At 73.7% G+C, this 24,532-nt stretch carries 25 protein-coding genes; 18 read left to right on the top strand and 7 right to left on the bottom strand.

Annotated elements, in window-relative coordinates:
- Positions 1 to 129: 129 nt before the first annotated feature.
- A complete protein-coding gene (locus OG774_RS10560; protein ID WP_328309194.1) occupies positions 130 to 267 on the top strand; it encodes a hypothetical protein in 138 nt (45 codons plus the stop codon).
- 69 nt (positions 268 to 336) lie between these two features.
- Entirely contained in the window at positions 337 to 1,881 is a 1,545-nt protein-coding gene (locus OG774_RS10555) for a serine/threonine-protein kinase (RefSeq protein ID WP_328309192.1), read from the top strand.
- 13 nt (positions 1,882 to 1,894) lie between these two features.
- Here OG774_RS10555 and ligD read toward each other — a convergent pair whose 3' ends face one another.
- Positions 1,895 to 2,875, bottom strand: coding sequence for a non-homologous end-joining DNA ligase (gene ligD, locus OG774_RS10550; protein WP_328309190.1), 981 nt, complete (start codon positions 2,873 to 2,875; stop codon positions 1,895 to 1,897).
- Here ligD and OG774_RS10545 point away from each other — a divergent pair.
- A complete protein-coding gene (locus OG774_RS10545) occupies positions 2,874 to 4,256 on the top strand; it encodes an FAD-dependent oxidoreductase (RefSeq protein ID WP_328309188.1) in 1,383 nt (460 codons plus the stop codon). The genes ligD and OG774_RS10545 overlap by 2 nt on opposite strands.
- 261 nt (positions 4,257 to 4,517) lie before the next feature.
- Here the strand turns inward: OG774_RS10545 and OG774_RS10540 are convergent, their stop codons facing one another.
- Positions 4,518 to 4,820, bottom strand: a complete 303-nt coding sequence (locus tag OG774_RS10540; RefSeq protein WP_274193425.1) for a DUF2631 domain-containing protein — start codon at positions 4,818 to 4,820, stop codon at positions 4,518 to 4,520.
- A 78-nt stretch (positions 4,821 to 4,898) separates the two neighbouring features.
- Here OG774_RS10540 and dxr point away from each other — a divergent pair, with 78 nt between their 5' ends.
- The 6 genes from dxr (at position 4,899) to OG774_RS10510 (ending at position 12,055) form a co-directional block, all read left to right on the top strand.
- Positions 4,899 to 6,077, top strand: a complete 1,179-nt coding sequence (gene dxr / locus OG774_RS10535; RefSeq protein ID WP_328309185.1) for a 1-deoxy-D-xylulose-5-phosphate reductoisomerase — start codon at positions 4,899 to 4,901, stop codon at positions 6,075 to 6,077.
- Positions 6,078 to 6,154: 77 nt separating this feature from the next.
- Complete coding sequence (locus OG774_RS10530) at positions 6,155 to 7,450, top strand: M50 family metallopeptidase (protein ID WP_328310894.1); 1,296 nt, start codon at positions 6,155 to 6,157, stop codon at positions 7,448 to 7,450.
- 87 nt (positions 7,451 to 7,537) lie between these two features.
- Positions 7,538 to 8,701 (top strand): flavodoxin-dependent (E)-4-hydroxy-3-methylbut-2-enyl-diphosphate synthase, encoded by a 1,164-nt coding sequence (gene ispG / locus OG774_RS10525; RefSeq protein ID WP_328309183.1) that lies wholly within the window; start codon positions 7,538 to 7,540, stop codon positions 8,699 to 8,701.
- A 44-nt stretch (positions 8,702 to 8,745) separates the two neighbouring features.
- Positions 8,746 to 10,767, top strand: a complete 2,022-nt coding sequence (locus OG774_RS10520) for a S9 family peptidase (RefSeq protein WP_328309181.1) — start codon at positions 8,746 to 8,748, stop codon at positions 10,765 to 10,767.
- A gap of 50 nt (positions 10,768 to 10,817) precedes the next feature.
- Positions 10,818 to 11,651, top strand: coding sequence for a GNAT family N-acetyltransferase (locus OG774_RS10515; protein ID WP_328309180.1), 834 nt, complete (start codon positions 10,818 to 10,820; stop codon positions 11,649 to 11,651).
- A 26-nt stretch (positions 11,652 to 11,677) separates the two neighbouring features.
- Positions 11,678 to 12,055, top strand: coding sequence for a DUF3054 domain-containing protein (locus OG774_RS10510; RefSeq protein ID WP_328309178.1), 378 nt, complete (start codon positions 11,678 to 11,680; stop codon positions 12,053 to 12,055).
- A gap of 173 nt (positions 12,056 to 12,228) precedes the next feature.
- Here OG774_RS10510 and OG774_RS10505 read toward each other — a convergent pair whose 3' ends face one another.
- Positions 12,229 to 12,456, bottom strand: a complete 228-nt coding sequence (locus tag OG774_RS10505; protein ID WP_328309176.1) for a hypothetical protein — start codon at positions 12,454 to 12,456, stop codon at positions 12,229 to 12,231.
- 265 nt (positions 12,457 to 12,721) lie between these two features.
- On the opposite strand from OG774_RS10505, the gene map reads away from it, so the two are divergent.
- From map to OG774_RS10480, 5 genes are all read left to right on the top strand, one after another.
- Positions 12,722 to 13,579, top strand: coding sequence for a type I methionyl aminopeptidase (gene map / locus OG774_RS10500; RefSeq protein WP_328309174.1), 858 nt, complete (start codon positions 12,722 to 12,724; stop codon positions 13,577 to 13,579).
- Positions 13,580 to 13,676: 97 nt separating this feature from the next.
- Positions 13,677 to 14,687: a dihydrofolate reductase family protein gene (locus OG774_RS10495; RefSeq protein ID WP_328309172.1), complete on the top strand. Its 1,011-nt coding sequence runs from the start codon at positions 13,677 to 13,679 to the stop codon at positions 14,685 to 14,687.
- Between the two features lie 33 nt (positions 14,688 to 14,720).
- Complete coding sequence (locus tag OG774_RS10490) at positions 14,721 to 15,188, top strand: hypothetical protein (protein WP_328309170.1); 468 nt, start codon at positions 14,721 to 14,723, stop codon at positions 15,186 to 15,188.
- Between the two features lie 55 nt (positions 15,189 to 15,243).
- On the top strand, positions 15,244 to 15,819 hold the full coding sequence (locus tag OG774_RS10485) for a pyridoxamine 5'-phosphate oxidase family protein (protein WP_328309169.1): 576 nt from the start codon (positions 15,244 to 15,246) through the stop codon (positions 15,817 to 15,819).
- Positions 15,813 to 17,357, top strand: coding sequence for a cobyric acid synthase (locus OG774_RS10480; RefSeq protein WP_328309167.1), 1,545 nt, complete (start codon positions 15,813 to 15,815; stop codon positions 17,355 to 17,357). The genes OG774_RS10485 and OG774_RS10480 overlap by 7 nt, the downstream gene beginning before the upstream one ends.
- A gap of 69 nt (positions 17,358 to 17,426) precedes the next feature.
- Here OG774_RS10480 and OG774_RS10475 read toward each other — a convergent pair whose 3' ends face one another.
- Together OG774_RS10475 and OG774_RS10470 are read right to left on the bottom strand one after the other, a co-directional pair.
- Entirely contained in the window at positions 17,427 to 18,650 is a 1,224-nt protein-coding gene (locus OG774_RS10475) for a saccharopine dehydrogenase family protein (RefSeq protein WP_328309165.1), read from the bottom strand.
- 82 nt (positions 18,651 to 18,732) lie between these two features.
- Positions 18,733 to 19,134, bottom strand: coding sequence for a nitroreductase family deazaflavin-dependent oxidoreductase (locus tag OG774_RS10470; RefSeq protein ID WP_328310892.1), 402 nt, complete (start codon positions 19,132 to 19,134; stop codon positions 18,733 to 18,735).
- Positions 19,135 to 19,290: 156 nt separating this feature from the next.
- Here OG774_RS10470 and OG774_RS10465 point away from each other — a divergent pair, with 156 nt between their 5' ends.
- Together OG774_RS10465 and OG774_RS10460 are read left to right on the top strand one after the other, a co-directional pair.
- A complete protein-coding gene (locus OG774_RS10465) occupies positions 19,291 to 19,947 on the top strand; it encodes a TetR/AcrR family transcriptional regulator (RefSeq protein WP_328309164.1) in 657 nt (218 codons plus the stop codon).
- Between the two features lie 94 nt (positions 19,948 to 20,041).
- Complete coding sequence (locus OG774_RS10460; protein ID WP_328309163.1) at positions 20,042 to 20,314, top strand: hypothetical protein; 273 nt, start codon at positions 20,042 to 20,044, stop codon at positions 20,312 to 20,314.
- 10 nt (positions 20,315 to 20,324) lie between these two features.
- On the opposite strand, the gene OG774_RS10455 is transcribed toward OG774_RS10460, so the two are convergent.
- A complete protein-coding gene (locus OG774_RS10455; RefSeq protein WP_328309162.1) occupies positions 20,325 to 20,960 on the bottom strand; it encodes a TetR/AcrR family transcriptional regulator C-terminal domain-containing protein in 636 nt (211 codons plus the stop codon).
- A gap of 64 nt (positions 20,961 to 21,024) precedes the next feature.
- Here OG774_RS10455 and OG774_RS10450 point away from each other — a divergent pair, with 64 nt between their 5' ends.
- Both OG774_RS10450 and OG774_RS10445 read left to right on the top strand, forming a co-directional pair.
- Positions 21,025 to 22,008, top strand: coding sequence for an ATP-binding cassette domain-containing protein (locus OG774_RS10450; RefSeq protein ID WP_328309161.1), 984 nt, complete (start codon positions 21,025 to 21,027; stop codon positions 22,006 to 22,008).
- Complete coding sequence (locus OG774_RS10445) at positions 22,008 to 22,874, top strand: ABC transporter permease (protein WP_328309160.1); 867 nt, start codon at positions 22,008 to 22,010, stop codon at positions 22,872 to 22,874. Before OG774_RS10450 ends, OG774_RS10445 begins: the two co-directional genes overlap by 1 nt.
- 27 nt (positions 22,875 to 22,901) lie before the next feature.
- Here OG774_RS10445 and OG774_RS10440 read toward each other — a convergent pair whose 3' ends face one another.
- Positions 22,902 to 24,305, bottom strand: coding sequence for a mycothione reductase (locus tag OG774_RS10440; protein ID WP_328309158.1), 1,404 nt, complete (start codon positions 24,303 to 24,305; stop codon positions 22,902 to 22,904).
- Positions 24,306 to 24,532 lie beyond the last annotated feature (227 nt).

The raw sequence follows: 24,532 nt of genomic DNA, 5'->3' as shown, positions 1-24,532 counted from the left end.
AGCGCGGTGCAGCTGAGCAGGTCGGCCTCCGCGTCGGGGTGGGCGTGACGCGCGACGAAGTCGACCAGGTCCGGTGGCGGCACGCGGGCCATCTCGGTGTTCGTGTCGAGGCCGAGCGCTGCGTCGTGTGTGGCGCCGCTGCCCCTGCCCGAGGTCACCTTCACCGTCGACGTGTGCTGGCGGCGCCGGGACCGCCACGAGCCCGGGCTGCGGTGGCTGCGGGACCTCGTCCTCGGCACCTTCACCGAGGCTCCGGAGGCCAAATAGGATTCGCCCTCCAGGCCTTTCGAGGGCTTCGAGGGCTTCGAGGGGCACGGAGGGGGACTGAGGGGGAACGTGGCGAGCGAACGCTTCGGCCCGTACCGGATCGAGGGGATGATCGGGCGCGGGTCCATGGGCGAGGTCCACCGGGCCACCGACCTGCGCAAGGAGCGCACGGTCGCGCTCAAGCGTCTCTCCGTCGCCCACAGCGGCGACGAGGGGTTCGCCACGCGCTTCCGGCGCGAGGCCGAGATGACCGCCCGGCTGCACGAGCCCCACGTCATCCCGATCCACGACTACGGCGAGATCGACGGGCAGCTCTACCTGGACATGCGCCTCGTCGAGGGCATCGACCTCAGTGGCGCGATCGCCTCCTCCGGGCCGCTCGACCCGCAGCGGGCGGTCGCGGTCGTCGAGCAGGTCGCAGCGGCGCTCGATGCCGCCCACCGCGCCGCGCTGATCCACCGCGACGTCAAGCCCTCGAACATCCTGCTGGCGCAGACGGAGGGCTCGGGGCCCGAGTTCGCCTACCTCATCGACTTCGGGATCGCGGCGAGCCTGCGCGACTCCCGCCTCACCGCGCAGAGCACGCTGATCGGCACCGCCGCCTACATGGCGCCCGAACGGTTCATGCCCGGGGCGGGCGGCGACCACCGCGTCGACGTCTACGCCCTGGGCTGCGTGCTGCACGAGACGCTGGTGGGCAAGCAGCCCTTCCCGTCCGGGAGCATCCACCAGCTGATGCACGCCCACGTCCACGAGCCGGCGCCCCGGCCCGGCAGCCTGCGGGCCGGGCTGCCGCAGGCGCTCGACGAGGTCGTCGCCATCGCGATGGCCAAGGACCCCGACCAGCGCTACCAGCGCGCGGGCGAGCTCGCCGCCGCCGCGCGGGCGGCGGTCTCGGGTGCCGGCGCGGCGGCCCCGGGGTCGGCGAGCTCCCCCACGATCCCGGGGGCGGGCGGTTCCGGTGGGGTGGCCGGGCCGACGGCCGCGCCCGGCCGGTCGGACTCGACCGACGAGTTCGCGCGCCCGGCCCTCGCGGGCACGAAGCAGAGCACGAAGCCCGGCACGAAGCCCGGCACGAAGCCCGGAACGAAGCCTGGAACGACGCCCGGCACGGCCCCGGGGACTGCCTCGGGGACGCCTGCGCCGCCTCCGTCCTCGCCGCCGTCCCGGCGCCCCCGGCTGTGGCTGGTGGCCACGGTGCTGCTGGGGCTGCTCGTGCTCGGCGGCACGGGCTACCTGCTCGCCCGGGACTACCTGCCCGGCCAGGCCGCCCCTCCCGGCCCGGCCGCCGCCCGGCTGCCCGACGGCCTCGTCGGGACGTGGAACGGCACCCAGAACGAGCCCGCCTCGGGACGCGACTTCGGGGTCCGCGTCGACCTGACGTCGGGGGCGGTCGGCGAGCGCGTGGGGGAGATGTCGTTCTCGGTCTTCGACTGCCGGTTCGACCTGGTCCTCAACGGCGTGCAGGGCGCCACCGAGATGGCGGCCCGCCCGATCGCGGGCCCGTGCTCGGAGGGCGTCGTGCGCGCCACCGAGGCCGGGCCGGACCGCTTCACCTACGAGACCCTCGCCGGCGACCAGGTCGTCGCGACCGGGGACCTCACGCGGGGCTGAACGCCGGAGTCGGTCAGACCTCGGGCGGCTCGTCGGGCACGCCCTCGTCGCGCTCGGCCCACTCGAGCAGGGCGCGCAGGTCGAACACCGACTCGTCGATGCCGGCCGTCAGGTCGCCGACCTCGGCGTAGCGGCCGGGCATCGTCGCGATCGTGAAGTCGCCCGGCTCGGCGTCGGGGACCTCGTCCCAGCGCAGCGGCGCCGACACCCGCGCCTCCGGCGTCCCGCGCACCGAGTAGGCCGAGGCGATCGTGTGGTCGCGGGTGTTCTGGTTCCAGTCGAGGAAGACCGTCCCGGGCTCGCGGTCCTTGCGCCACCACGCGGTGGTGACCAGGTCCGGGGCGCGGCGCTCGACCTCGCGGGCGAACGCGAGCGCCGCCCGGCGCACCTCGGTGAACGAGTGCTCGGGGCGGATGCGCACGTAGATGTGCAGGCCCTTGCCGCCGGAGGTCTTGGGGAACCCGACGGCGCCGAGGTCGTCGAGCACCTCCCGGGCGACCGCGGCCACCCGACGCACGGTGGGGAACTCGACGTCGGGCATGGGGTCGAGGTCGATGCGCCACTCGTCGGGGGTCTCGACGTCGGCCGCGCGGCTGTTCCACGGGTGGAACTCCACGGTCGACATCTGCACGGCCCAGATCACGTCGGCGGGGCTGGTGACGCACAGCTCGTCGGCGGTGCGGTTGTAGCGAGGGAAGTGCACGCGCACGGTGCGCACCCAGTCCGGGGCGCCCTTGGGGAGGCGCTTCTGGTGCACCTTCTCGCCGTCGGTGCCGGTGGGGAAGCGGTGCATCATGCAGGGCCGTTCCCGCAGCGCCCGGACGATGCCGTCGGAGACGGAGAGGTAGTACCGGGCGAGATCGAGTTTGGTTTCTCCGCGCGCCGAGAAGTACACCCTCTCGGGGTTGGACAGGCGCACGGTCCGTCCGTCGACCTCGATCTCCGCGGCCTCGGTCACGGCGGCACGATACTCCCGGAGCGGACGGAGGCTCATGACCAAGCGCATCGTGGTGATCGGCGGGGACGCCACCGGCATGTCGGCGGCGTCGACGGCGCTGCGCCACGCCGAGGACGGCGCCCTCGAGGTCGTCGTGCTCGAGCGGGGTCACTACACGTCGTACTCGGCGTGCGGCATCCCGTACTGGATCTCCGGGCACGTGCCCGACGGCGACCAGCTCATCGCCCGCTCGCCCGAGCAGCACCGCGAGGCCGGGATCGACGTGCGGATGCGTACCGAGGCGACGGCGATCGACGTCGAGAAGCGGTCGGTGAGCGTGCGCGGCGTCGACGACGGCGACACCTACGAGCTCGGGTACGACGAGCTGGTCATCGCCACCGGCGCGGTGCCGACCGTGCCGCCCCTGGAGGGCTCCGACGCGCTGGGCATCTTCGGCGTGCAGACGCTCGAGCAGGGCGAGGAGATCGTCAAGGACCTGGTCGACGGGGACCGCCGGCGGGCCGTCGTCGTGGGCGCGGGCTACATCGGCGTCGAGATGGCCGAGGCGATGGTCGTGCGGGGCCTCGAGGTGACGGTCGTCGAGCACGCCCCGGAACCGTTCACCCAGGTCGACGCGGACATGGGCGCGCTGATCCGCGAAGCCATGGAGGGCATGGGGATGACTGTCCTCTCCGGGACCTCCGCCGACGGCTTCGACGTGGGCGAGGACGGGCGTGTCCGCGCGGTGCGCGCCGGCGACACGGTGCTGCCCGCCGACATCGTGATCATGGGTCTGGGCGTGAAGCCGAACGCGCAGCTGGCCGCCGACGCCGGGCTGACGATCGGTGCGACCGGCGGCATCGCCACCGACGTACGCATGCAGGCCGCGCCCGGCGTGTGGGCCGGTGGCGACTGCGTCGAGGTGCACCACAAGCTGTCCGGGAAGCCCGTGCACATCGCGCTCGGCACCCACGCCAACAAGCACGGCCGGATCATCGGCACCAACATCTCCGGCGGGTACGGCGCCTTCCCCGGCGTCATCGGCACGGCGATCAGCAAGGTGTGCGACCTCGAGATCGGGCGGACGGGTCTGACCGAGTCCGAGGCGACCGCGGCGGGCTTCGGCTACGTCACCGCCACCGTCGAGTCGACGACGACGGCCGGGTACTGGCCGGGCGCCGAGATGATGACGGTCAAGGTGCTCGCCGAGCAGCGCACCGGCCGGCTCCTGGGTGCCCAGATCGTGGGCCGCCAGGGCTCGGGGAAGCGCATCGACGTCTTCGCCACGGTGATCTGGAACGGCATGACCGTCGAGGAGATGACGTTCATGGACCTCTCCTACGCCCCGCCGTTCTCGCCGGTCTGGGACGCCGTCCTCGTCGCCGCCCGCAAGGCCGCCAAGGAGGTCCAGGCCGCCGTCCCCGCGTCACCCGCCTGATGGGCTTCGCCCACGTGAGTGATTTGGGTCGCTCCGGCGACCCGAATCACTCACGTGGGGCGGAGCCCCATCAGCCCACGTGGACCGCGGTAGTCGACGCCCGTGAGGCGCGTGACGCGCCACCACGGCTTCCCGTGGGGCGTCTCCCGCGGCTTCGCGTGGGGCCCGGAGTACTGGGCGCTGCGGTCGGCCAGGCCGTCGAGCAGTCACGCCGCAGGGCCGACGGCTCCCGGCGCTGCTCGGGCGGCGCCGGCGGAGCGGTCACCGACGCCAGGACGTCCGGGCACGGATGATCGAGCCGAGCGACAGCGCGAAGAAGCCGATCGCGAGGACGACCAGCCAGATGTCCTCCTGGGCGCCCACGTGGTTGCCCCAGAGCATGATCAGCATGATCGCCGCCACCAGGAAGCCCGCGAAGCGGGCCAGCTTCGGGTAGTGCGCGTGCCAGCCCCACTCCACCGAGGGCTCGTCGTCCGAGGACACACCGTTGACCACCACGGCCTCGTGGTCGTGGTGCGCGACTCCGCCGCCGCGCTCCTGCTTGGCAGGGCTGTTCGAGGCCACGGGGCACTCCTGTCGTCTCGCTCGTGCGGGCGCGCCCAACCTACCGTCCCGGGCCCGCGCCCGTGATGATGAGCCGCGATGAGCACACCGTCCGGGTCCACCTCCGAGCCTCGCCGGCTCGTCCTCCTGGGCTCCACCGGATCGATCGGCACCCAGGCCCTCGACATCGTGCGGGCCCACCCCGAGCGCTTCGTCGTCGCCGGGCTGGCCGCCGGCGGCGGCCGCCCCGACCTCCTCGCCCAGCAGGCCGCCGAGTTCGGGGTGCCGACGCTGGCCGTCGCCGACCCGGCGGCCGCGCCGGATCTGCGGGAGCGGACGGGTGCCGACGTCCTCGCCGGCCCGGAGGCGGCGGCCGACCTGGCGGGCTCGGGTGCCGACGTCGTCCTCAACGCCATGGACGGCTCGCGCGGCCTCGCTCCGACGCTCGCCGCGCTCGCCGTGGGCTCGACACTCGCGCTGGCGAACAAGGAGTCGCTGGTGGCCGGCGGGCCGCTGGTGACGCGCACGGCGATCCCCGGACAGCTCGTCCCGGTGGACTCCGAGCACTCCGCGCTCGCGCAGTGCCTGCGGGGAGGCCGCGCCGAGGAGGTCGGGCGGCTCGTGCTCACGGCCTCCGGCGGCCCGTTCCGCGGACGACCCCGCAGCGAGCTCGCCGGCGTCACCGTCGACCAGGCACTGGCCCACCCCACGTGGGCCATGGGGCCGGTGGTGACGCTGAACTCGTCGACCCTGGTCAACAAGGGGCTCGAGCTGATCGAGGCCCACCTGCTGTTCGGCGTGCCCTACGAGCGCATCGACGTCGTCGTCCACCCGCAGTCGATGATCCACTCGATGGTCACCTTCGTGGACGGCGCGACGATCGCCCAGGTCAGCCCGCCCGACATGCACATGCCGATCGCGCTCGCGCTCGCCTGGCCCGAGCGCCTCGCCGGCGCGAGCCGGCCCGAGACGTTCGCCGACCCGACGAGCTGGACCTTCGAGCCGGTCGACGCCCACGCGTTCCCCGCCCTCGACCTCGCCCGCGCCGCGGGCCGCGCCGGGGGATGCCTGCCCGCGGTCTACAACGCCGCGAACGAGGAGGCCGTCGCCGCCTTCCTCGCCGGTCGCTGCGCCTGGACCGGCATCGACGAGACGCTCGCCGCGGTCCTCGACGACGCGGGGGAGTGGGTGGCCGACCCGGGCACCGTCGACGACGTCCTCGCCGCGGAGGACTGGGCCCGCGCCCGGGCCCGGGAGCGCCTGGTGCCGGTGCCCTGAGCGGTGTCCCGAACGGCGTCCTGACCCGGGGCGCCCACGCAGGGCACATCCCCGGCCGTCTACCGTCCTGACCCGTGATGCTCGTCCTGGGGATCGTGCTCTTCGCGCTGGGTCTGCTGCTCTCCATCGCGTGGCACGAGCTCGGCCACTACACGGCGGCCCGGCGGTTCGGCATCCGCGTGCCAGAGTTCATGGTCGGGTTCGGGCCGACGGTGCTCTCGGTGAAGAAGGGCGAGACCCGCTTCGGCCTCAAGGCGGTCCCGCTCGGCGGCTACATCCGGATGATCGGGATGATCCCGCCCGCCCCCGGCGAGCGCATCGGCCGCAGCCGCCGGTCGGGGCCGTTCCAGGGCATGGTTGACGACGTCCGCGCCGACTCGGTCCGCGACTTCGAGCCCGGCGACGAGGACCGCCAGTTCTGGACCCGCAAGCCCTGGCAGCGGATCATCGTCATGCTCGCCGGGCCGTTCATGAACCTGGTCCTGGCGGTCGTCCTGTTCGCGATCGTGCTCATGGGCTTCGGTGTCGCGACCCCGCAGCCCGTGGTCAACGCCGTGAGCGAGTGCGTCGTCCCGGCCTCGTCGCAGACCGGTCCCGGCTGCCCGCCGGGCGCCCCGCCGACGCCCGCCGCGCAGGCGGGCTTCCTGCCCGGCGACCGCATCGTGAGCTTCGCAGGCCAGACCTACCCGGACTGGCCGAGCCTGCAGCGCGCCATCCGCGACGCGCGCGGCACCGTGCCCGTGGTCGTCGACCGGAACGGCTCCGAGCTCACGCTCTACCCGACGCTGATCGAGAACCAGGTGCCCGACCTGGACACCCCGCTCGGCGCCGACCCGCGCTACATCACCGCGTCGTTCCTCGGCCTCGAGCCGATCCAGCCCGTGATGCGCCAGAGCGTGGGGCAGGTCACCGAGCGCATGGGGGAGATGCTCGAGGGCTCCGTCTACGCGATCGCGCGCCTGCCCGAGAAGGTGCCGGCGCTGTTCGGGGCGGTGTTCCTCGGCGAGGAGCGCGAGGTCAACGGCCCGGTGAGCCTCGTCGGTGTCTCGGTCATGGGCGGCCAGGTGCTCGAGCAGGAGCGCCCGGTCGCGGTCGAGATCTCGATCTTCCTCAACCTGCTCGCCGCGGTGAACCTGTCGCTGTGCCTGCTCAACCTGCTGCCGATCCTGCCGCTCGACGGCGGGCACGTGCTGCCGGCGCTGTGGGAGGCGGTCAAGAAGCGGATCGCGCGGCTGCGGGGGCGCCCCGATCCCGGCCCGGTCGACCTCGCCCGCCTGATGCCCATCGGCGTCGGGTTCGCGGCGGTGATCATGGCCTACGGCCTGCTGGTGATCGTGGCCGACATCGTCAACCCGATCGACCTGGGGTTGTAGCTCACTCCCGACGTGTCGCGGCCCACCGGCGGGCGCCTCAGGGCTGTAGGACACTGGAGGGGTCAGGTCCTCCAGCACGGGAGAGAGATGACCATCGATCTCGGCCTGCCCGAAGCCCCTGCGGTGCTCGCGCCCCGGCGCAAGACCCGCCAGCTCGACGTGGGCGGCGTCGGTGTGGGCAGCGACCACCCGGTGTCGGTCCAGTCGATGACCACCACGCTGACCTCCGACATCAACGCCACCCTCCAGCAGATCGCCGAGCTCACCGCGGCCGGCTGCGACATCGTCCGCGTCGCCGTGCCCTCGGCCGACGACGCCGAGGCGCTGCCGGCGATCGCGAAGAAGTCGAACATCCCGGTGATCGCCGACATCCACTTCCAGCCGAAGTACGTGTTCGCCGCGATCGACGCCGGCTGCGCCGCCGTCCGCGTGAACCCGGGCAACATCAAGAAGTTCGACGACAAGGTCGGCGAGATCGCGCGCGCCGCCAAGGACGCCGGCACCCCGATCCGCATCGGCGTCAACGCCGGCTCGCTCGAGCCCGGGGTCATGGCGAAGTACGGCAAGGCGACGCCCGAGGCGCTCGTCGAGTCGGCGCTGTGGGAGGCGAGCCTCTTCGCCGAGCACGACTTCCACGACATCAAGATCTCGGTGAAGCACCACGACCCGGTGACGATGGTGCGCGCGTACGAGCTGCTCGCCGAGCAGTGCGACTACCCGCTGCACCTCGGCGTCACCGAGGCCGGGCCCACGTTCCAGGGGACGATCAAGTCCGCGACGGCGTTCGGCGCCCTGCTCAGCCGCGGCATCGGCGACACCATCCGCGTCTCGCTCTCGGCCCCGCCGATCGAGGAGGTCCGGGTCGGGCTCTCGATCCTCGAGTCGATGAACCTGCGCCCGCGCAAGCTCGAGATCGTCTCCTGCCCGTCCTGCGGGCGCGCCCAGGTCGACGTCTACAAGCTCGCCGACGAGGTGACCGCCGGGCTCGAGGGCATGGAGGTCCCGCTGCGCGTCGCCGTCATGGGCTGCGTCGTCAACGGCCCGGGCGAGGCCCGCGACGCCGACCTCGGTGTGGCGTCGGGCAACGGCAAGGGCCAGATCTTCGTCAAGGGCGAGGTCATCAAGACCGTGCCCGAGGCCCAGATCGTGGAGACCCTCATCGAGGAGGCCCTGCGCCTCGCCGAGGAGGCCGGCGAGGACGAGCTCGCGGGCGGCCAGGCCGGCAACACGCCGACCGTCACGGTGGGCTAGGTCCACTCTCGGCGCCGAGCGCGCCCCCGTGATCGGATGAGGGCGTGAGCACGTTCGACGACCTCGACGCCTTCGTCGCCACCCGCCGCTGTGCCGGGCTCGCGCTGTCCCCGGACGGCACGCGCCTGGTGACCACCGTCTCGGAGCTCTCCGCGGACGGGAAGAAGTACGGCACGTCGCTGTGGGAGCTCGACCCGGGCGGTGAGCGGGCGCCGCGGCGCCTGACGCGGTCGTCGACCGGCGAGTCGTCGGCGACGTTCACCCCGGACGGTGACCTGCTCTTCACCTCCCGGCGCGCCGACCCCACGGCGGAGAAGCCGACCGAGGACCGCACCGCCCTGTGGCTCCTGCCCGCCCGGGGTGGCGAGGCGCGGCCGGTGGCCGATCGTCCCGGTGGCGTCAGCGGCTTCGCCGTCGCACGGGACGCCGGCACGCTCGCGCTGGTCACCCCGAAGCCGGTGGAGGGGGAAGCGGCCGAGCAGCGCGAGGCGCGCGAGACCGCGGGCGTCGCGGCGCGGCTGCACACGCAGTTCCCGGTCCGCTTCTGGGACCACGACCTCGGCCCCGGCCGCGCGCACCTGCAGCGGTGCGCGCCCCCGGAATCGGCCGACCCCGACCCCGACGCCGGCTACGGCGAGCCCGAACACATCGCCCCCGGCGCCGACCACCGCTTCGGCGGGAGCGCGATCAGCCCGGACGGGCGGACCGTCGCGGTGGTCGCGGAGGTGCCCGACCCCGCCGACCCCGCGTCGTGGCGTCGCCGTCTGGAGCTGCACACCGAGGAGGGGCGGGTCGTCGTCGGCGACGAGCCGGGTGCCGACCACGAGGCGCCCACCATCACCCCGGACGGCCGGTGGCTGCTGTGGGTGCGCGAGCGGCACCCTCGCCCGGGGCGCGGGATGGCGCACACGCTGAAGGCGCGGTCTCTGGTCGACGGCAGCGAGCGGGACGTCCTGCCCGAGGAGGCCGTCCAGGTCCGCGGCGTCACCGGGGCCCCGGACGGCGACGTCGTGTACGTCGTCGTCGACGAGGCCGGCCACGGGCCGGTGCTGCGCGTGTCGATCACCGACGGCACCGTCACCCGCCTGACCCGCTCCGGGGCCTACACCGACGTCGTCGCCGCCCGGGACGGCTCGGCGCTCTACGCGCTGCGCTCGGGCGTGGACGCGCCCCCGACGCCGGTGCGCCTCGACCCCGAGGCCGCCGACCAGGAGGTGGGCGGGGGTGTCACGGCACTGCGGGGGGTGACCGAGCTCGACCCGCTGCCCGGGACGCTCACCGAGGTGCACGCGACCGCCGCGGACGGCACGGCGCTGCGCTCGTGGCTGGTGCTGCCCGGGGGCGCGTCGGCGGCGTCCCCGGCTCCGCTGATCCTCTGGATCCACGGCGGGCCGCTCTCGAGCTGGAACACCTGGTCGTGGCGCTGGAACCCGTGGCTGATGGCCGCCCGCGGCTGGGCGGTGCTCCTGCCGGACCCGCGCCTGTCCACCGGCTACGGCCAGGAGTTCCTCGACCCCGCCACCGGGGCCTGGGGCGAGCTGCCCTACACCGACCTCATGACGGCCACCGAGGCCGCGGTGGCGCGCGACGACATCGACGCCACGCGCATCGCCGCGATGGGCGGGTCCTTCGGCGGCTACATGGCCAACTGGATGGCCGGGCACACCGACCGCTTCGCCGCGATCGTCACCCACGCCAGCATCTGGCACCTCGACGGTTTCGTCGGCACCACCGACGCCTCGTTCCACTGGCGCCGCGAGTGGGGCGACCCGCTCGACGAGCGCGAGCGCTACGACGCCCACTCGCCCCACCGCCACGTGCGGTCGATCGCCACGCCGATGCTGGTGATCCACGGCGACAAGGACTACCGCGTGCCGATCTCCGAGGGCCTGCGGCTCTGGTACGACCTGCAGCGCTCCGGGGTCGAGTCGCAGTTCCTGTACTTCCCCGACGAGAACCACTGGGTGCTCCAGCCCGGCGACGCGAAGCTCTGGTACCGCACGGTGTGGGCGTTCCTCGACCACCACGTCCTGCACCGCCCCTGGGAGCGACCGGACCTCGTCTGACGGAGGGACGCGATCTCCCCTGCAGGCCGTGGACATGGCACGCTTGGGAGGTGCTCCGTACCGCCGGTGCGCGGCTGCTCGACGACCGGGACCGGTCGAAGGTGCGGAGCGCCCTCGACGCTGATCCCGTCGCCACCTGCATGGTCGCCTCGCGCGTCGAGACGGTCGGGGTCGAGCCGTGGCGCCTGGGCGGCGAGCTGTGGGGCGTCGGCGGCCGGCTCGACGGTCTGTGCTTCTCGGGGGCCAACCTCGTGCCCCTGCGCGGCGACCGCACGGAGGTGCGTCACTTCGCCGACCGGGCCCGTCGTCAGCGTCGCTCGTGCTCGTCGCTGGTCGGGCGCCGCGAGCTGGTGCTCCCGCTGTGGGAGGAGCTCTCCGAGCACTGGGACAGCGCCCGCGAGGTGCGTCCCGACCAGCCGCTGATGGCCACCGCGGTCGCCCCGACGGTGACGCCCGACCCCGCGGTGCGCCAGACCCGCCCGGACGAGCTCGAGCGCTACCTGCCCGCCGCGATCGCGATGTTCCTCGAGGAGGTCGGGGTCGACCCGCGTCTCGGCGACGGCGGCGCCGGCTACCGGGCGCGGGTGGCGGAGCTGATCGGCGCCGGACGCGCGTTCGTGCGCTTCGAGCAGGGCGAGGTCGTGTTCAAGGCCGAGATCGGAGCCCTGTCGTCGCGGGTCGGGCAGATCCAGGGCGTCTGGGTGCACCCCGAGTGGCGGGGCCGGGGGCTCGGGCAGTCGGGGACCGCGGCCGTCGTCGCCCACCTCGTGCGCGCACGCCGGGTCGCGAGCCTCTACGTCAACGCGTTCAACACCCCCGCCCGGCGCGCCTACGAGCGCATCGGGTTCGAGCAGGTCGGCTCGTTCGCCACCGTGCTGTTCTGATCCCCGATCCTGATTAACCTCGGGTCGTGACCACCGCGACGCCGACCCGCCACGCCTCCTGGATCGCGCTCGACGCTGCGGCGGTGCTGGCCTTCGCGGCGATCGGCCGGGCGAGCCACACCGAGGACCTCGCGGGCACGCTGCTCACCGCCGCACCCTTCGTCGTCGGCGCCGTCGTGGGGACCCTGGCCGCCCGCACGTGGCGCGACCCGCTCGCCTGGCGCGCGGGGCTCGCTGTCTGGGCGGGCGCGGTCGTGATCGGGCTGCCGATGCGCGCCGCGATCACCGGACGCCTGCCCCTGTCGTTCGCGATCGTGGCCACCGTCGCGCTCGGCGCACTGGTGCTGGGGTGGCGCGGCGTCGTCCGCCTCCTCGGCCGGTCGGTGACACGCCGTCACCACTGAGCCTCGTCGGAGGGACGGCGGGCCCGATCCGGTGGGCCGGTCGAGGCACGGGACGGTGTCCCCGAAATCGCCGATCGGCACGGCGTCCCGGATCGAGCTGCCGGCGTGGGGGAGCCACGTCCGCTCCCGCGAGATCGACGCGGACGAGGCCGAGGCGGTGTCGTGCGGTCCGGTCAGCCCGGGTCGGCGGCCGGGCGGGTCGTTGCCTCCACGCCTGCGTCCGCGGGCGCCCCGTTCCCGTCGGTGGCGGCGTCCTCGCTGGTCGAGCAGCGCGGAGCGCCCGCCGGAGCGGCGAGGCCGGGCGTCCCGACCGGGGGTGGGGGGACGTCGCCGGCACGGGCGGTGGCCCCCGTGACGGCGATCGCCCCGGCCGCGACGGTGGAGACGATGGCGGCGGCCATTTTCCTGGTCACGATCGTTCCCCCCGAGTGCATCCTGCTCGCGCACGTCGACTCCGGCGGTGGCATCGATGTCGTCGCGAACCGTCGACGACCATGGGTTCGTTCACGGAGCGTCGCCAGGAGTGGCGAGCCGTTCTCACCGCATCGTGTGCCGCATCCTCGGCGGCGACGGCTCGGTGCTGCTCCACCGGTGGAGACACCGGCCCGGATCTGTCCACGACACGACGCGACGGCGGTCCGCGAGCGGGGCGCCTAGGGTGGGGGTATGCCGGTCCGCGCCCCGTTGCGGCCCGGGCAGCAGACCCCGCTGCGCCCGGTGCCCCCGCACATCACCCGCCCCGAGTACGTCGGGAAGCCCGCGCCCACGCGCAGCACCGATCCCTGGGTGCAGCCGCCCGAGGTGATCGAGGCGATGCGGGTCGCCTCGAAGATCGGTGCGCAGGCCCTGCGGGCCGGCGGCGAGGCCGTCCGCCCGGGCGTCGCCACCGACGAGGTCGACCGCGTCGTCCACGAGTTCCTCGTCGACCACGACGCCTACCCGTCGACGCTGGGCTACCGCGGCTTCCCGAAGTCGTGCTGCACCTCGATCAACGAGGTCATCTGCCACGGCATCCCGGACTCGACGGTGATCAGCGACGGCGACATCGTCAACATCGACGTCACCGCCTACATCGGCGGCGTGCACGGCGACACCAACGCGACGTTCCTCGCCGGGGACGTCGACGAGGAGGACCGCCTGCTCGTCGAGCGCACGCTCGAGGCGACGAAGCGGGCGATCAAGGCGGTCAAGCCGGGGCGTGAGCTCAACGTCGTCGGCCGGGTGATCGAGTCGTACGCGAACCGGTTCGGCTACGGCGTGGTCCGCGACTTCACCGGCCACGGCATCGGGCGCGCGTTCCACTCGGGACTCGTCGTCGTCCACTACGACGACCCGGACCGCCACGAGATGCTCGAGCCCGGGATGACGTTCACGATCGAACCGATGATCACCCGCGGCTCCGTCGACTACGACGTCTGGGACGACGGCTGGACGGTGACGACCAAGGACAAGTCGCGCACCGCGCAGTTCGAGCACACGATCCTCGTCACCGACACCGGCAGCGAGATCCTCACGCTGCCGTGAGCACCTGCCGGTGCAAGCGTCAGGACGAGCACGCCGATAGGGTCCTCGCTTGCACTGGACGCCAGGATCGCCACATCGTCGACATCGCGACACGCCGATGAGGCTCCCGCACGTGCTCGCCTCCGCCGCGGTGTCGATCGACGGCTTCCTCGACGACGACACCCCCGAGCGGCTCGTGCTCTCCGGACCCGCCGACCTCGACCGCGTCGACGCGGAGCGCGCGGGTGTCGACGCGATCCTCGTCGGCGGCGACACCGTGCGCGCCGACGACCCACGCCTGCTCGTGCGCTCCCCGCAGCGGCGCGCCGACCGGATCGCGCGCGGGCTGGGGCCGTCGCCGCTGCGGGTCGTGCTCTCGTCGCGCCCCGTCGACCCGGGCGCCCGCGTGCTGACCGAGGGCCGCGACCTCGCCGACACCGTCGTCCTGTGCGGCACGCCCGACGAGGTGCTCGACCGCCTCGCCGCTCGCGGCGTCGTGCGCCTCATGATCGAGGGCGGCGCGCGCGTGCACCGCGACTTCCTCGCCGCCCACGCCGTCGACGAGCTGCAGCTGGCGATCGCGGCGCGGCTGGTCGGTGCCGGGCCGCGGTTCACCGGTGTGCCCGCGCAGGGCCACCTGGTGGAGACTCGCCCGGTGGAGCAGGACGTGCTGCTGCGCTACCGCTTCGGTGACGCGGACACCCGCTGGCTCGCCGAGGCGTGCTCGCTGGCCGAGCGCTGCCCGCCGTCGGCGTCGGCGTTCTCGGTGGGCTGCGTGGTGGTGGCCGCCGACGGCACCGTGCTCGCGACCGGGCACAGCCGCCGCGACGACGTCCTCGACCACGCCGAGGAGGTCGCCCTGCGCGACCTCGACCACGCCGACCCGCGGCTGCCCGGCGCCACGATCTACACCTCGCTCGAGCCCTGCGGTCAGCGCGCCTCGCGCCCGACGACCTGCACCCAGCACATCCTCGACGCCGGCGTCGGCCGGGTCGTCATGGCCTGGCGCGAGCCCCCGCTGTTCGTCGGGACGCCCTCGGGCGCGGCACGGCTCGCCGAGGCGGGCGTCGAGGTGGTCGAGCGCCCGGACTTCGTGGAGCTCGCGCGCCGCCCCAACCTCCACCGCTGAGCCGATCACGGCCGCGTCGGTCATCGTGGTGGCGTGCGCTCGTTGCCGATCCTGCTGCCCGCCGCGGTGATCCGTGCCCGCGCCTGCCCGCTGGCCTCGATCCGCCAGATCCGCACCTGGCGGCTGCGGTTCGTCGAGCACGCCACCGGGCCCGGCGACCGGCCGCGCGGCTGGTCCGACGTCGTCGACGCGGTGGCCGTGCCCGCGGTCGGACGGCCGGGGTCGACCGCCTGGTCCACCGAGCTCGCCGGCGACGGGTTCCGCGCGCTCTGGGACGCCCCGCGGCACGTGTCCGGGCCGGTGCGGCTGCGCGGCGACCTCGTCGTCGACCCGCTCGACGGGCTCCCGACCACCGGGCGCATCCACCGCCTGCGCCTGCTCACCGAGACGGTCCGCGACGAGCGCGTCGCCCTGGCCGCGCGTGACCTCTCGGCCGTGCCGAAGGCCGTCGACGATGCCGCGGCGGGCGTCCTGGTCGACGTCGAGCTCGATGCCACGTGAGCGACGTGAGCCACGCTGCTGCGCCGGGCGCACCGGCCGTGCGAGATTGCCGGGCGTGGCCAAGGTCTACGAGCGCATCGAGCCCCAGCTCGCCCGGTGGATCGGCAAGCAGCCGGTGTTCTTCGTCGGCACCGCCCCGCTGTCGGGCGACGGGCTGGTCAACGTCTCGCCGAAGGGACTGCGCGGCACCTTCGGCGTCCTCGACGACCACACGTTCGCCTACGTCGACATGACCGCGAGCGGCATCGAGACCATCGCGCACCTGCGCGAGAACGGGCGCATCTGCGTGATGTTCTGCTCCTTCGACGGCACGCCCAACGTCGTGCGGCTGCACGGCCGGGGCCGCGTCGTCACCCACGGCGAGGAGGGGTTCGACGAGGCGCTCGCGCCGTTCGCGATGGGGCTCGCGTCGCGGCGCACCGAGGCCCGGGGCGTGATCACCGTCGACGTCACCCGGGTCGCCGACGCGTGCGGGTACGCGGTGCCGCGGATGGCCCTCGAGTCCGATCGCGAGCTGCTCGACTCGTGGGCGGAGCGGCGCAGCCCCGAGTGGCTGCGGAACTACCGCACGGAGAAGAACCAGCACTCCCTCGACGGCCTGCCCGGGCTCGCGGGGCTGCCGGGATGGTGACGGCCGGCGCGCTGCTCGTCGCGGGGACGACGTCCGACGCCGGCAAGAGCGTGCTGGTCGCCGGGATCTGCCGGTGGCTGCACCGCCGCGGCGTCGACGTGGCGCCGTTCAAGGCGCAGAACATGAGCAACAACTCGGTGGTGTGCGCCGACGGCGGGGAGATCGGGCGCGCCCAGGCGCTGCAGGCCGCCGCGTGCGGGCTGGCGCCCAGCGTCGGGTTCAACCCCGTGCTGCTCAAGCCGGGCAGCGACCGGACCTCGCAGGTGGTGGTGCGCGGCGTCGTCGACGGGACGGTGTCGGCGGCGAGCTACCGCGAGCGCAAGGCGGCGCTGCTCGAGGTCGTCACGTCGTCGCTGGCGTCGCTGCGCGAGCAGCACGAGGTCGTCATCTGCGAGGGCGCCGGCTCGCCCGCGGAGATCAACCTGCGGGCGACCGACATCGCCAACATGGGCCTCGCGCGCGCGGCCTCCCTGCCCGTGATCGTCGTCGGCGACATCGACCGCGGCGGCGTGCTGGCACACCTGTTCGGGACCCTGGCGGTCCTCGAGCCCGCCGACCAGGCGCTGGTCGCGGGCTGGGTGGTGAACAAGTTCCGCGGTGACCCGGCGCTGCTCGAGCCCGGCCTCGAGCAGCTCCGGGCGCTGACCGGCCGCCCGACGCTGGGCGTCGTGCCGTGGAGCCCGGAGCTGTGGCTCGACGCCGAGGACTCGTTGGGCCACGTCGCCGACGGGGTCGTGGGACGGCCCGGGCCGCCGGTCGGGCGCGACTGGCTGCGGGTGGCGGTGGTGCGCCTGCCGCGGGTGTCCAACGGCACGGACGTCGATGCGCTGGCCGCCGAGCCCGGGGTCGCGGTCCGCTACGTCACCGAGCCCTCGCGCCTCGCCGACGCCGACCTCGTCGTCCTGCCCGGCTCCAAGGCGACGGTGGCCGACCTCGCGTGGCTGCGCGCGCAGGGGCTGGCCGACGGGGTCCTGGCCCACGCCCGCGCCGGGCGGCAGGTGCTCGGGGTCTGCGGCGGCTACCAGATGCTCTCGCGGCGCATCCATGATCCGCACGGCGTCGAGGCCGCGCCGGGCACCGTCGAGGGCCTCGGCCTGCTCGACGTCGAGGTGACCTTCGACGTCGCCAAGCACCTCCGGACGCCGACGGGGACGGCGCTGGGGGAGCCGGTGGCCTTCTACGAGATCCACCACGGGCGGGAGCTGCGCTCCGGTGTCGGACGATCTGGGCCTGCCCCGCTGGTGACGCTGGCCGACGGGACGCCCGAGGGCGTGGACGGCGGGCACGTGCTCGGCACGCACGCGCACGGGCTGCTCGAGAACGACGGGTTGCGCCGGCGGCTGCTCGTGCGCGCCGCGGCGGCCGCGGGCCGCGACTTCACCCCGGCGCCCGCCACCTCCTACGCGGCCACGCGCGCCGCCCAGCTCGACCTGCTCGGCGACCTCGTCGAGACCCACCTCGACACCGACGCCCTCGAGGCGCTCATCGCGAAGGGCGCGCCGGCCGGGCTGCCCGAGGTCCGCGTCTCGTCATCGTGAGCGAGGTGGATTTCCTGGCGTTGAACGCCAGCGTGGACGCAGGGCTTGCATGCGGAGCATGCGCCGGCGTCAGGCCTTGCTGACGTCGTACACGTGGCCGGCGGTGCGCAGGCGCTCCACGAGCGCCGGGCCCATCGCCGTTGCGGGGGTGAGCGAGCCGGCGCGGTCGGGCAGGCGGTCGCCGTCGAGGGCGAGGCACAGCGCGCTCTCGCCGAGCATCACCGCGGTGGCGGCGTAGCCCGGGTCGCCGGAGCCCGACACGCGCGCGACGTAGCGGGCGCCGGTGCTGGTCGTCGCGTCGATGTCGTGACGGAACCAGCCGTTCTCGCGGGTCTTCTCGCTCGGGCCCTCCCCGGGCTTGGGCAGGACGCGATCGAGCACCTGCCGCACGCCGGGGGTCGACAGGCCGGCGAGGAGCGCGCCCAGCCCGCCCGTGACCGCGCCCGCGGTGATCGCGCCGACCGGCCCCTTGCCGGTGCCCAGCACCTCGCCGTAGCGCAGGCCCTTACCGTACGCGTAGCCCGCGATGGCGTTCGACCGGCGCACGATCCGGGTGTTGTAGGAGGCCATGACGAACGGGGCGACCCACCGGCCGTCGACCTGGTGCGGGGTCGGGTTGTCGCTGGGCTGCCGGGTGTCGGGCTCGGCGGCGCGCTCGGGGCTCAGACCGAACGGGTCGCGCATGAGCTTGAACACCGAGCGGTCGGCCCGCGCACCGTCGGCGAGCCCCTTCATCGAGTCGATCGTGCCTCCGGAGATGCCGCCGCGGACCCGGACGACCGCGGTGACGTCGGCGAGCTCGCCCTCGCCGTCGGCCTGCACACGGCTGTGCAGCAGCAGGACCGCGAGGTCGGAGGGGATCGAGTCGTAGCCGCAGGAGTGCACGATCCGCGCGCTGCTCGCGCGGGCCGGCTCGTCGAAGCGGTCGATCGCCTCGCGAGCGAACTGGACCTCGCCGGTGAGGTCCGCGTAGTGCGTGCCGTGCGTCGCGCACGCCTCGACCACCGGCAGGCCGTACTTGGCGTAGGGGCCGACGGTGGTGGCGAGCGCCGTCGTCGAGGCGGCCATGCGCGCGAGGGCGTCGGGGTCGGAGGTGTCGGCGACGATCAGCGGCCAGTCCCCGCCGGGCGAGGGCAGGCGGTCGCGGACCTTCTCCAGGCGCTCGCGCGAGCGGCCCGCCAGCGCGATCCGGGTGCCGGCGGGCGCGTGGCGCGCGAGGTGGCCGGCGGTCAGCTCGCCGACGAAGCTCGTGGCGCCGAACAGGACCAGCTCGTGCTCGCGATCACCGGACATGGCCGCACGATATCCGCGCTCCCGTGCACCGGCAGCTCCGTCCCCCGTGAGTGGAATTCACGGCTATGGCCGGGAACATCACTCACGTGGGTGTGATCACGAAGACCGGGTGCCGGCCGGCGATCGCGGCGAGCTCCTCGTCCGACGAGTCGGCGTCGACGCCGTCGAAGAACGCGCCGACCTCCCACGCCCAGGCGCGCAGGTAGGCGCGCAGCACCGGCGCCTTGTCGGCGTCGGCGAGCTCGGTGGCGCGCACGGTCTCGGTGCGCCGGCCGACGCGGAGCTCGGCCTCGCCCGCCACCCGCAGGTTGCGCACCCACTGCGTGTGCCCGCGGGAGGCGACGAGGTAGCGCCGGCCGTCGAGGCGCAGCGGGTTCACCGGCGTGGTGCGGACCTCGCCGCTCGTGCGGCCACGGACGCCGAGGACGGCGGAGCCGGCGAGCGGGAGCCCGAGCCGCGTGAGGCCGGCGACCAGCGGGTTCATGATCGAGCGCGTGATGCGTCCGGGGGCCTGATAGTGGGTGGCGGTCACGGTGTCCTCCTCGGCAGTGCGAGAGCGCTGCTCTCGTAAGGAGCACCGTTCTCGCATCGGAGGAGGTTGTCAAGAGCACTGCTCTCGGTGTGTGGCACGATGACCCGTATGCCCCCCGGGACCCGCGCACGGGCGCGCGCCGAGACCACCCGAGCGATTCTCGACGAGGCCCGCCGTCAGCTCGCCGAGCAGGGCGCGGCGGCGCTCTCGCTGCGCTCGGTGGCCCGCGAGGTCGGGATGGTGTCCTCGGCGGTCTACCGGTACGTCGCCAGCCGGGACGAGCTGCTCACGCGGCTGATCATCGAGGCCTACGACGCCGTGGGGGAGTGCGCCGAGGCGGCCCGGGACCCGGAGGCACCGCCGCGCGACCAGTGGCGTGCCGTGTGGCGGGCGGTGCGCTCCTGGGGGCTCGAGCACCCCGCGGAGTACGCGCTGATCTACGGCTCGCCGGTGCCCGGCTACGCCGCGCCCGCCGAGACGATCCCGGCCGCCGGGCGGGTGGGCCTGCTCCTGGCCGCGATCGTCGCCGAGCACGGCGAGGCGCCGACCGACGACGAGGAGAGCGACGGGGTGCTGCTCGACGGCCTGCTCCCCGGTGTGGCCCCGCCGCTCGTCCTGCCAGCGATCGCGGCCTGGACCCAGCTCTTCGGCACGGTCGGTTTCGAGCTCTTCGGCCAGTACGAGAACGTCGTCGTCGACCGCGCGGCCTTCCTCGACGCCGTCGCCGACACCGCGGCGTCGTCGGTCGGGCTCCCGCCGTCCTGAGGCCCGTCGGAGGGTGGGACCGTCCGGCTGCTTGACGCCGGGTGCCCTGTGCGCGGACGGTGACCGCGCCGACGTCGTCGAAAGGGAGCACCAGATGGCCGACCAGGATCACCGCGAGGAACCGCCGTCACTCCCCGAGACCGTGGCGCGCGAGCGCGCGAACGAGGAGGCCGCGGACGCCGACTCCGCCAGCTCCATCGCGAGCACCGAGCGCCGCGGCCGGCACGCGACGCCCGAGTCCGGGGACGACTCGCTGCCCGGGACCGAGCAGCGCGAGCGCGCCGCGGAGCCGGAGGCCGACGCCGAGCAGGCGCGATCCGACACCCCGTCCATCCCGGGTACGGAGCAGCGCCGCCGGGAGGACTGACCCGAGCGGGTCAGCGCGCCGCCAGGGACACGCGCAGTCCCGCGATCATCAGGTCGAGCCCGTGGAGGAACAGGGCCTCGTGGGCGTCGGGGGTGCCCGTGTGCGCCGCGAGCGCCGGCCGGAGCGCGGCGAGGTGCGGGTAGACCTCGGGGTCGGGCGGCGTCGGGCGTCCGTGGTCGGACGGCGGCCGCTCGCGCTCGGCGTGGTACTCGATCGCCGAGCCGATGACGAGGTTGCCGATCGCCTGGACGGTCGAGAACGCGGCGACGGGGGAGAGGCCCGCGTCGATGAGGGTGCCGAGCACCACCTCGACCGCGGGCAGCGACGCCTCCGTCGGACGGTTGCCGGCGACGACGAGCGCCGCATCGCGGTGGGCGACGAGGGCCCGGTACTGCACGACGGCGCGCTCGCGCAGCCAGTCCGCCCAGTCCTCGCCCGGCGCGGGGGGCGTCACCTGCCACTGGTCGGCGAGCAGGCGCTCGGCGACGTGGTCGAGCAGCGTGCGCTTGTCGGCGACGTGCCAGTAGAGCGTCGGCGCGCTGACCCCGAGGTCGCGGGCGAGCCGCCGCAGCGACAGGCCCTCGAGTCCCACCTCGCCGAGCAGGTCCACCGCGGCGTCGACGACGGCGTCGCGGGTCAGCGTCATGCGTCCTCCTTGCCCCCTCGAACGGTGTGAGAGTAGCGTCCCTAACGCTGTTAGAGGAGGGGTCATGAACTCACCCGCGGTCGCGGTCCGGGGCCTGGTCAAGCGCTACGGGGCGATCGAGGCGGTGCGCGGCATCGACCTCGAGGTGGCGCGCGGCGAGACGTTCGGCTTCCTCGGACCCAACGGGGCCGGGAAGTCCACCACGATCAACATCCTGTGCACCCTGGTCGAGCCAACCGACGGCGAGGCCGAGGTCGTCGGGCTCGACGTCGTGCGCGACCGCGCCGCCGTGCGCCGGCGCATCGGGCTGGTGTTCCAGGACCCGACGCTCGACGCCCCGATGTCGGGCGAGCAGAACCTGCGGTTCCACCAGGAGCTCTACGGCGTCGACCGGCGGCGCGCCCCGGGTCGGCGTGAGGAGGTGATGCGCATGGTCGGCCTCTGGGACCGCCGGGCCGACCCCGTCGCCACCTACTCCGGCGGCATGCGGCGGCGGCTCGAGATCGCGCGCGGGCTGCTGCACTCGCCCCAGGTGCTCTTCCTCGACGAGCCGACGATCGGCCTCGACCCGCAGACCCGCGGCACCATCTGGGACTACGTGGCGGAGCTGCACCGGACCGAGGAGATCACCGTCTTCGTCACCACCCACTACATGGACGAGGCCGAGCACTGCGACCGGATCGCGATCATGAACGAGGGCCGGATCGTCGCCCTCGACACCCCGGACGCGCTCAAGGCCCAGGTGGGCGCCGACCGCGTCACGATCACCACGGACGACGACGAGGTCGCCCTGCGCGCGCTGCGCACCGAGTTCGGCCTCGAGGGCGCCGTCCGCGAGGGCGCGGTGTCGATCGCCGTGGCCGACGGCGCGGGCTTCGTGCCGCGCCTGTTCGACCGTCTCGGCAGCCACCGCGTGACCATCCGCTCGGTCACCGTGACCCGGCCCAGCCTCGACGACGTCTTCCTGGCCCACACGGGCACGACGATCCGCGACGCGGAGGCCGGGCCCAGCATGCATCCCATGGCGATGCGGATGAGGGGACGCTGATGACCACCACGATGACCCCGGAGGCCGTGCGCGTCCCCGTGAGCAGTCTCGTCACCGAGGCGCGCGCGGCGGCGGTCGTCTGGCAGCGGGAGATGATCCGCTTCGTCAAGGACCGCTCGCGCATCCTGTCGTCGCTGGCCCAGCCGCTGCTGTTCCTGTTCGTGCTCGGTACGGGCCTGGGCTCGTTGCTGGGGAGCAGTGAGGGCGCCGGCTCCGTCGCGTTCACGACGTTCCTGTTCCCGGGGGTCATGGCGATCTCGGTGCTCTTCACCGCGGCCTTCGCGGGCATCTCGATCGTCTGGGACCGGGAGTTCGGCTTCCTGCGCGAGATGCTCGTCGCGCCGGTGTCGACCGCCTCGATCCTCATCGGGAAGGCCCTCGGCGGCGCCACCGTGGCGACGCTGCAGTGCTTCGTGCTGCTGGCCCTCGCCGGCCTGGTCGGTGTGCCCTACGACCCGCTGATGCTGCTGGCGATGGTCGGGCTGATCTTCCTGATGGGCTTCATGATCACGTCGCTCGGCCTCCTGCTGGCGGCGCGGGTGAAGCAGATCCAGACGGCGATGCCGCTGGTCCAGCTCGTCATCACGCCCCTGATGTTCCTGTCCGGGGCGCTCTTCCCGCTCTCGGGGCTGCCGACGTGGCTCGCCGTGCTCACGCACGTCAACCCCATGACCTACGCCGTCGAGCCGCTGCGCTCGGTGGTCTTCGACCACCTCGACGTCGACGCCGCGACCCGTGCGCGCTTCGACCCCGGCATCGTCTGGGGGAGTTGGACGGTGCCCGTGGGCGTGCAGATCCTCATGACGATCGGGTTCTGCGTCCTGCTGCTGTCCCTGGCGGTGTGGCGGTTCCGGCGGACGGAGTGAGGCTCAGACCCAGTCTCAGACCCAGGCTCAGACCTCGGGGTCGAGGGGCAGCCCGAGCAGGGCGTTCTCCAGCACCTCGGGCAGCGCGGGGTGGATCCAGTACTGCTTCTCGGCCATCGTGCGGGCGTCGAGGCCGAAGGTGATCGCCTGGATCATCGGCTGGATGAGCGAGGACGCCTCCGGGCCCATGAGGTGGGCGCCGAGCAGAGTGCCGTCCGGCGACGCGACGAGCTTGACGACGCCGGTGGTGTCCTCCATCGCCCAGCCGAAGGCGACGTCACCGTAGTTCTGGATCTTGGTGACGTAGGGGATGCCGCGGTCGCGGCAGTCCTGCTCGCGGAGGCCGATCGAGGCGATCTGCGGGTCGGTGAACACCGCGGCCGGCACGTGCCTGTTGTTCGTCTCCCGCGGGTCGTCGGGGTAGAGCAGGTTGTGGCGCACGATCGCGGCCTCGTGGTTGGCGACGTGCTTGAGCTGGAACTCCGAGCTGATGTCGCCGAGCGCGTAGACGCCGGGCACCGAGGTCCGCTGCTGCTCGTCGACGACGATGCGCCCGTCGGAGTGCAGGGCGAGCCCGCCCGCGGCGGCGTCGAGCCGGTCGGAGTTGGGGATGCGCCCGGCGGCGACGAGCAGGGCGTCGCCCTCGATGGCGCCGTGCTGGGAGTGCACGACGATCGTGCCGTCGGCGCGCTGCTCGGGCCGGGCGGTGGGCGCGGCGTCGCAGTAGAGCGTCCAGCGCCGGGCGGCCAGCGAGGTGAACCGGCTCGAGATGTCCTCGTCCTGCTCGCGCAGCAGCGCCGGGCCACGGGTGGCGACGGTGACCTCGGCGCCCAGCGCCGAGAAGACGTGGGCGAACTCCGCGGCGATGTAACCGCCACCGACGATCGTCAGGCGGCGGGGGACCTCGTCGATGCGCATGACGTCGTCGGAGGTGTGGAAGGCGACCCCGCTGGAGGCGATCAGCTGCGGGATCGCGGGACGCGCGCCGGCGGCGACGACGATGCGGTCGCCGGTGACGGTGACCGGCTCTGCCCCATCGATCGAGCCACCGTCGGTCGGGGCCACCTCGAGGGTCCGCTCGCCGGTGAAGCGGGCGTGGCCGAGGTAGACCGTCGAGTTCGGTGCCTCGTACTGGCGGTAGCGCTGCCCCCCGGCGGCGATCGGGTCGATCCGCGAGAACACCCGGTCGCGGATGTCGGTCCAGCGGACCTTGTCGATGCTCGCGTCCACGCCGTAGAGGCCCGCCCGACGGATCGTCTCGGCGACGTCGGCGGCGTAGACGTACATCTTGGTCGGGATGCACCCGACGTTCAGGCAGGTCCCGCCGAACACCCCGTGCTCGACGATCGCCACGTCCATGTCCGCGAACCGTTCGTCCGGGATCGTGTTGCCGGAGCCGGTGCCGATGATGACGAGGTCGTGGTGGGGCACGAGTCCACGGTAGTGCGCTACCGGACCGAGTGCGGCCCCGCCGTCCCACGACGAGCGGTCCAAGATCGCCGTTCACCGGCGGTCGCTGACCGTTCATCGCGCTGCGACCACTCCATGGTGACGTTTGTCGACGGAAATCGACCGTTCGTCGTCGCTCGGCGGAGCGAACTATGCCCGCTCGGCCTTGTCCGAGGTCGGCCCGACTGCTGGTCTCTCCCCCGAAGGCA

Source organism: Actinomycetospora sp. NBC_00405 (assembly GCF_036044095.1).
Classification (GTDB): Bacteria; Actinomycetota; Actinomycetes; order Mycobacteriales; family Pseudonocardiaceae; genus Actinomycetospora; species Actinomycetospora callitridis.
This window is presented reverse-complemented; position numbering and strand designations above follow the sequence as displayed.

Coding starts and splice junctions, on each gene's coding strand:
- OG774_RS10545 (WP_328309188.1), top strand. CDS start 2,874: ATGACCAAGCGCATCGTGGTGATCGGCGGGGACGCCACCGGCATGTCG.
- ligD (WP_328309190.1), bottom strand. CDS start 2,875: ATGAGCCTCCGTCCGCTCCGGGAGTATCGTGCCGCCGTGACCGAGGCC.
- dxr (WP_328309185.1), top strand. CDS start 4,899: ATGAGCACACCGTCCGGGTCCACCTCCGAGCCTCGCCGGCTCGTCCTC.
- OG774_RS10530 (WP_328310894.1), top strand. CDS start 6,155: ATGCTCGTCCTGGGGATCGTGCTCTTCGCGCTGGGTCTGCTGCTCTCC.
- ispG (WP_328309183.1), top strand. CDS start 7,538: ATGACCATCGATCTCGGCCTGCCCGAAGCCCCTGCGGTGCTCGCGCCC.
- OG774_RS10505 (WP_328309176.1), bottom strand. CDS start 12,456: ATGGCCGCCGCCATCGTCTCCACCGTCGCGGCCGGGGCGATCGCCGTC.
- map (WP_328309174.1), top strand. CDS start 12,722: ATGCCGGTCCGCGCCCCGTTGCGGCCCGGGCAGCAGACCCCGCTGCGC.
- OG774_RS10495 (WP_328309172.1), top strand. CDS start 13,677: ATGAGGCTCCCGCACGTGCTCGCCTCCGCCGCGGTGTCGATCGACGGC.
- OG774_RS10480 (WP_328309167.1), top strand. CDS start 15,813: ATGGTGACGGCCGGCGCGCTGCTCGTCGCGGGGACGACGTCCGACGCC.
- OG774_RS10475 (WP_328309165.1), bottom strand. CDS start 18,650: ATGTCCGGTGATCGCGAGCACGAGCTGGTCCTGTTCGGCGCCACGAGC.
- OG774_RS10470 (WP_328310892.1), bottom strand. CDS start 19,134: ATGAACCCGCTGGTCGCCGGCCTCACGCGGCTCGGGCTCCCGCTCGCC.
- OG774_RS10465 (WP_328309164.1), top strand. CDS start 19,291: ATGCCCCCCGGGACCCGCGCACGGGCGCGCGCCGAGACCACCCGAGCG.
- OG774_RS10460 (WP_328309163.1), top strand. CDS start 20,042: ATGGCCGACCAGGATCACCGCGAGGAACCGCCGTCACTCCCCGAGACC.
- OG774_RS10455 (WP_328309162.1), bottom strand. CDS start 20,960: ATGACGCTGACCCGCGACGCCGTCGTCGACGCCGCGGTGGACCTGCTC.
- OG774_RS10450 (WP_328309161.1), top strand. CDS start 21,025: ATGAACTCACCCGCGGTCGCGGTCCGGGGCCTGGTCAAGCGCTACGGG.
- OG774_RS10445 (WP_328309160.1), top strand. CDS start 22,008: ATGACCACCACGATGACCCCGGAGGCCGTGCGCGTCCCCGTGAGCAGT.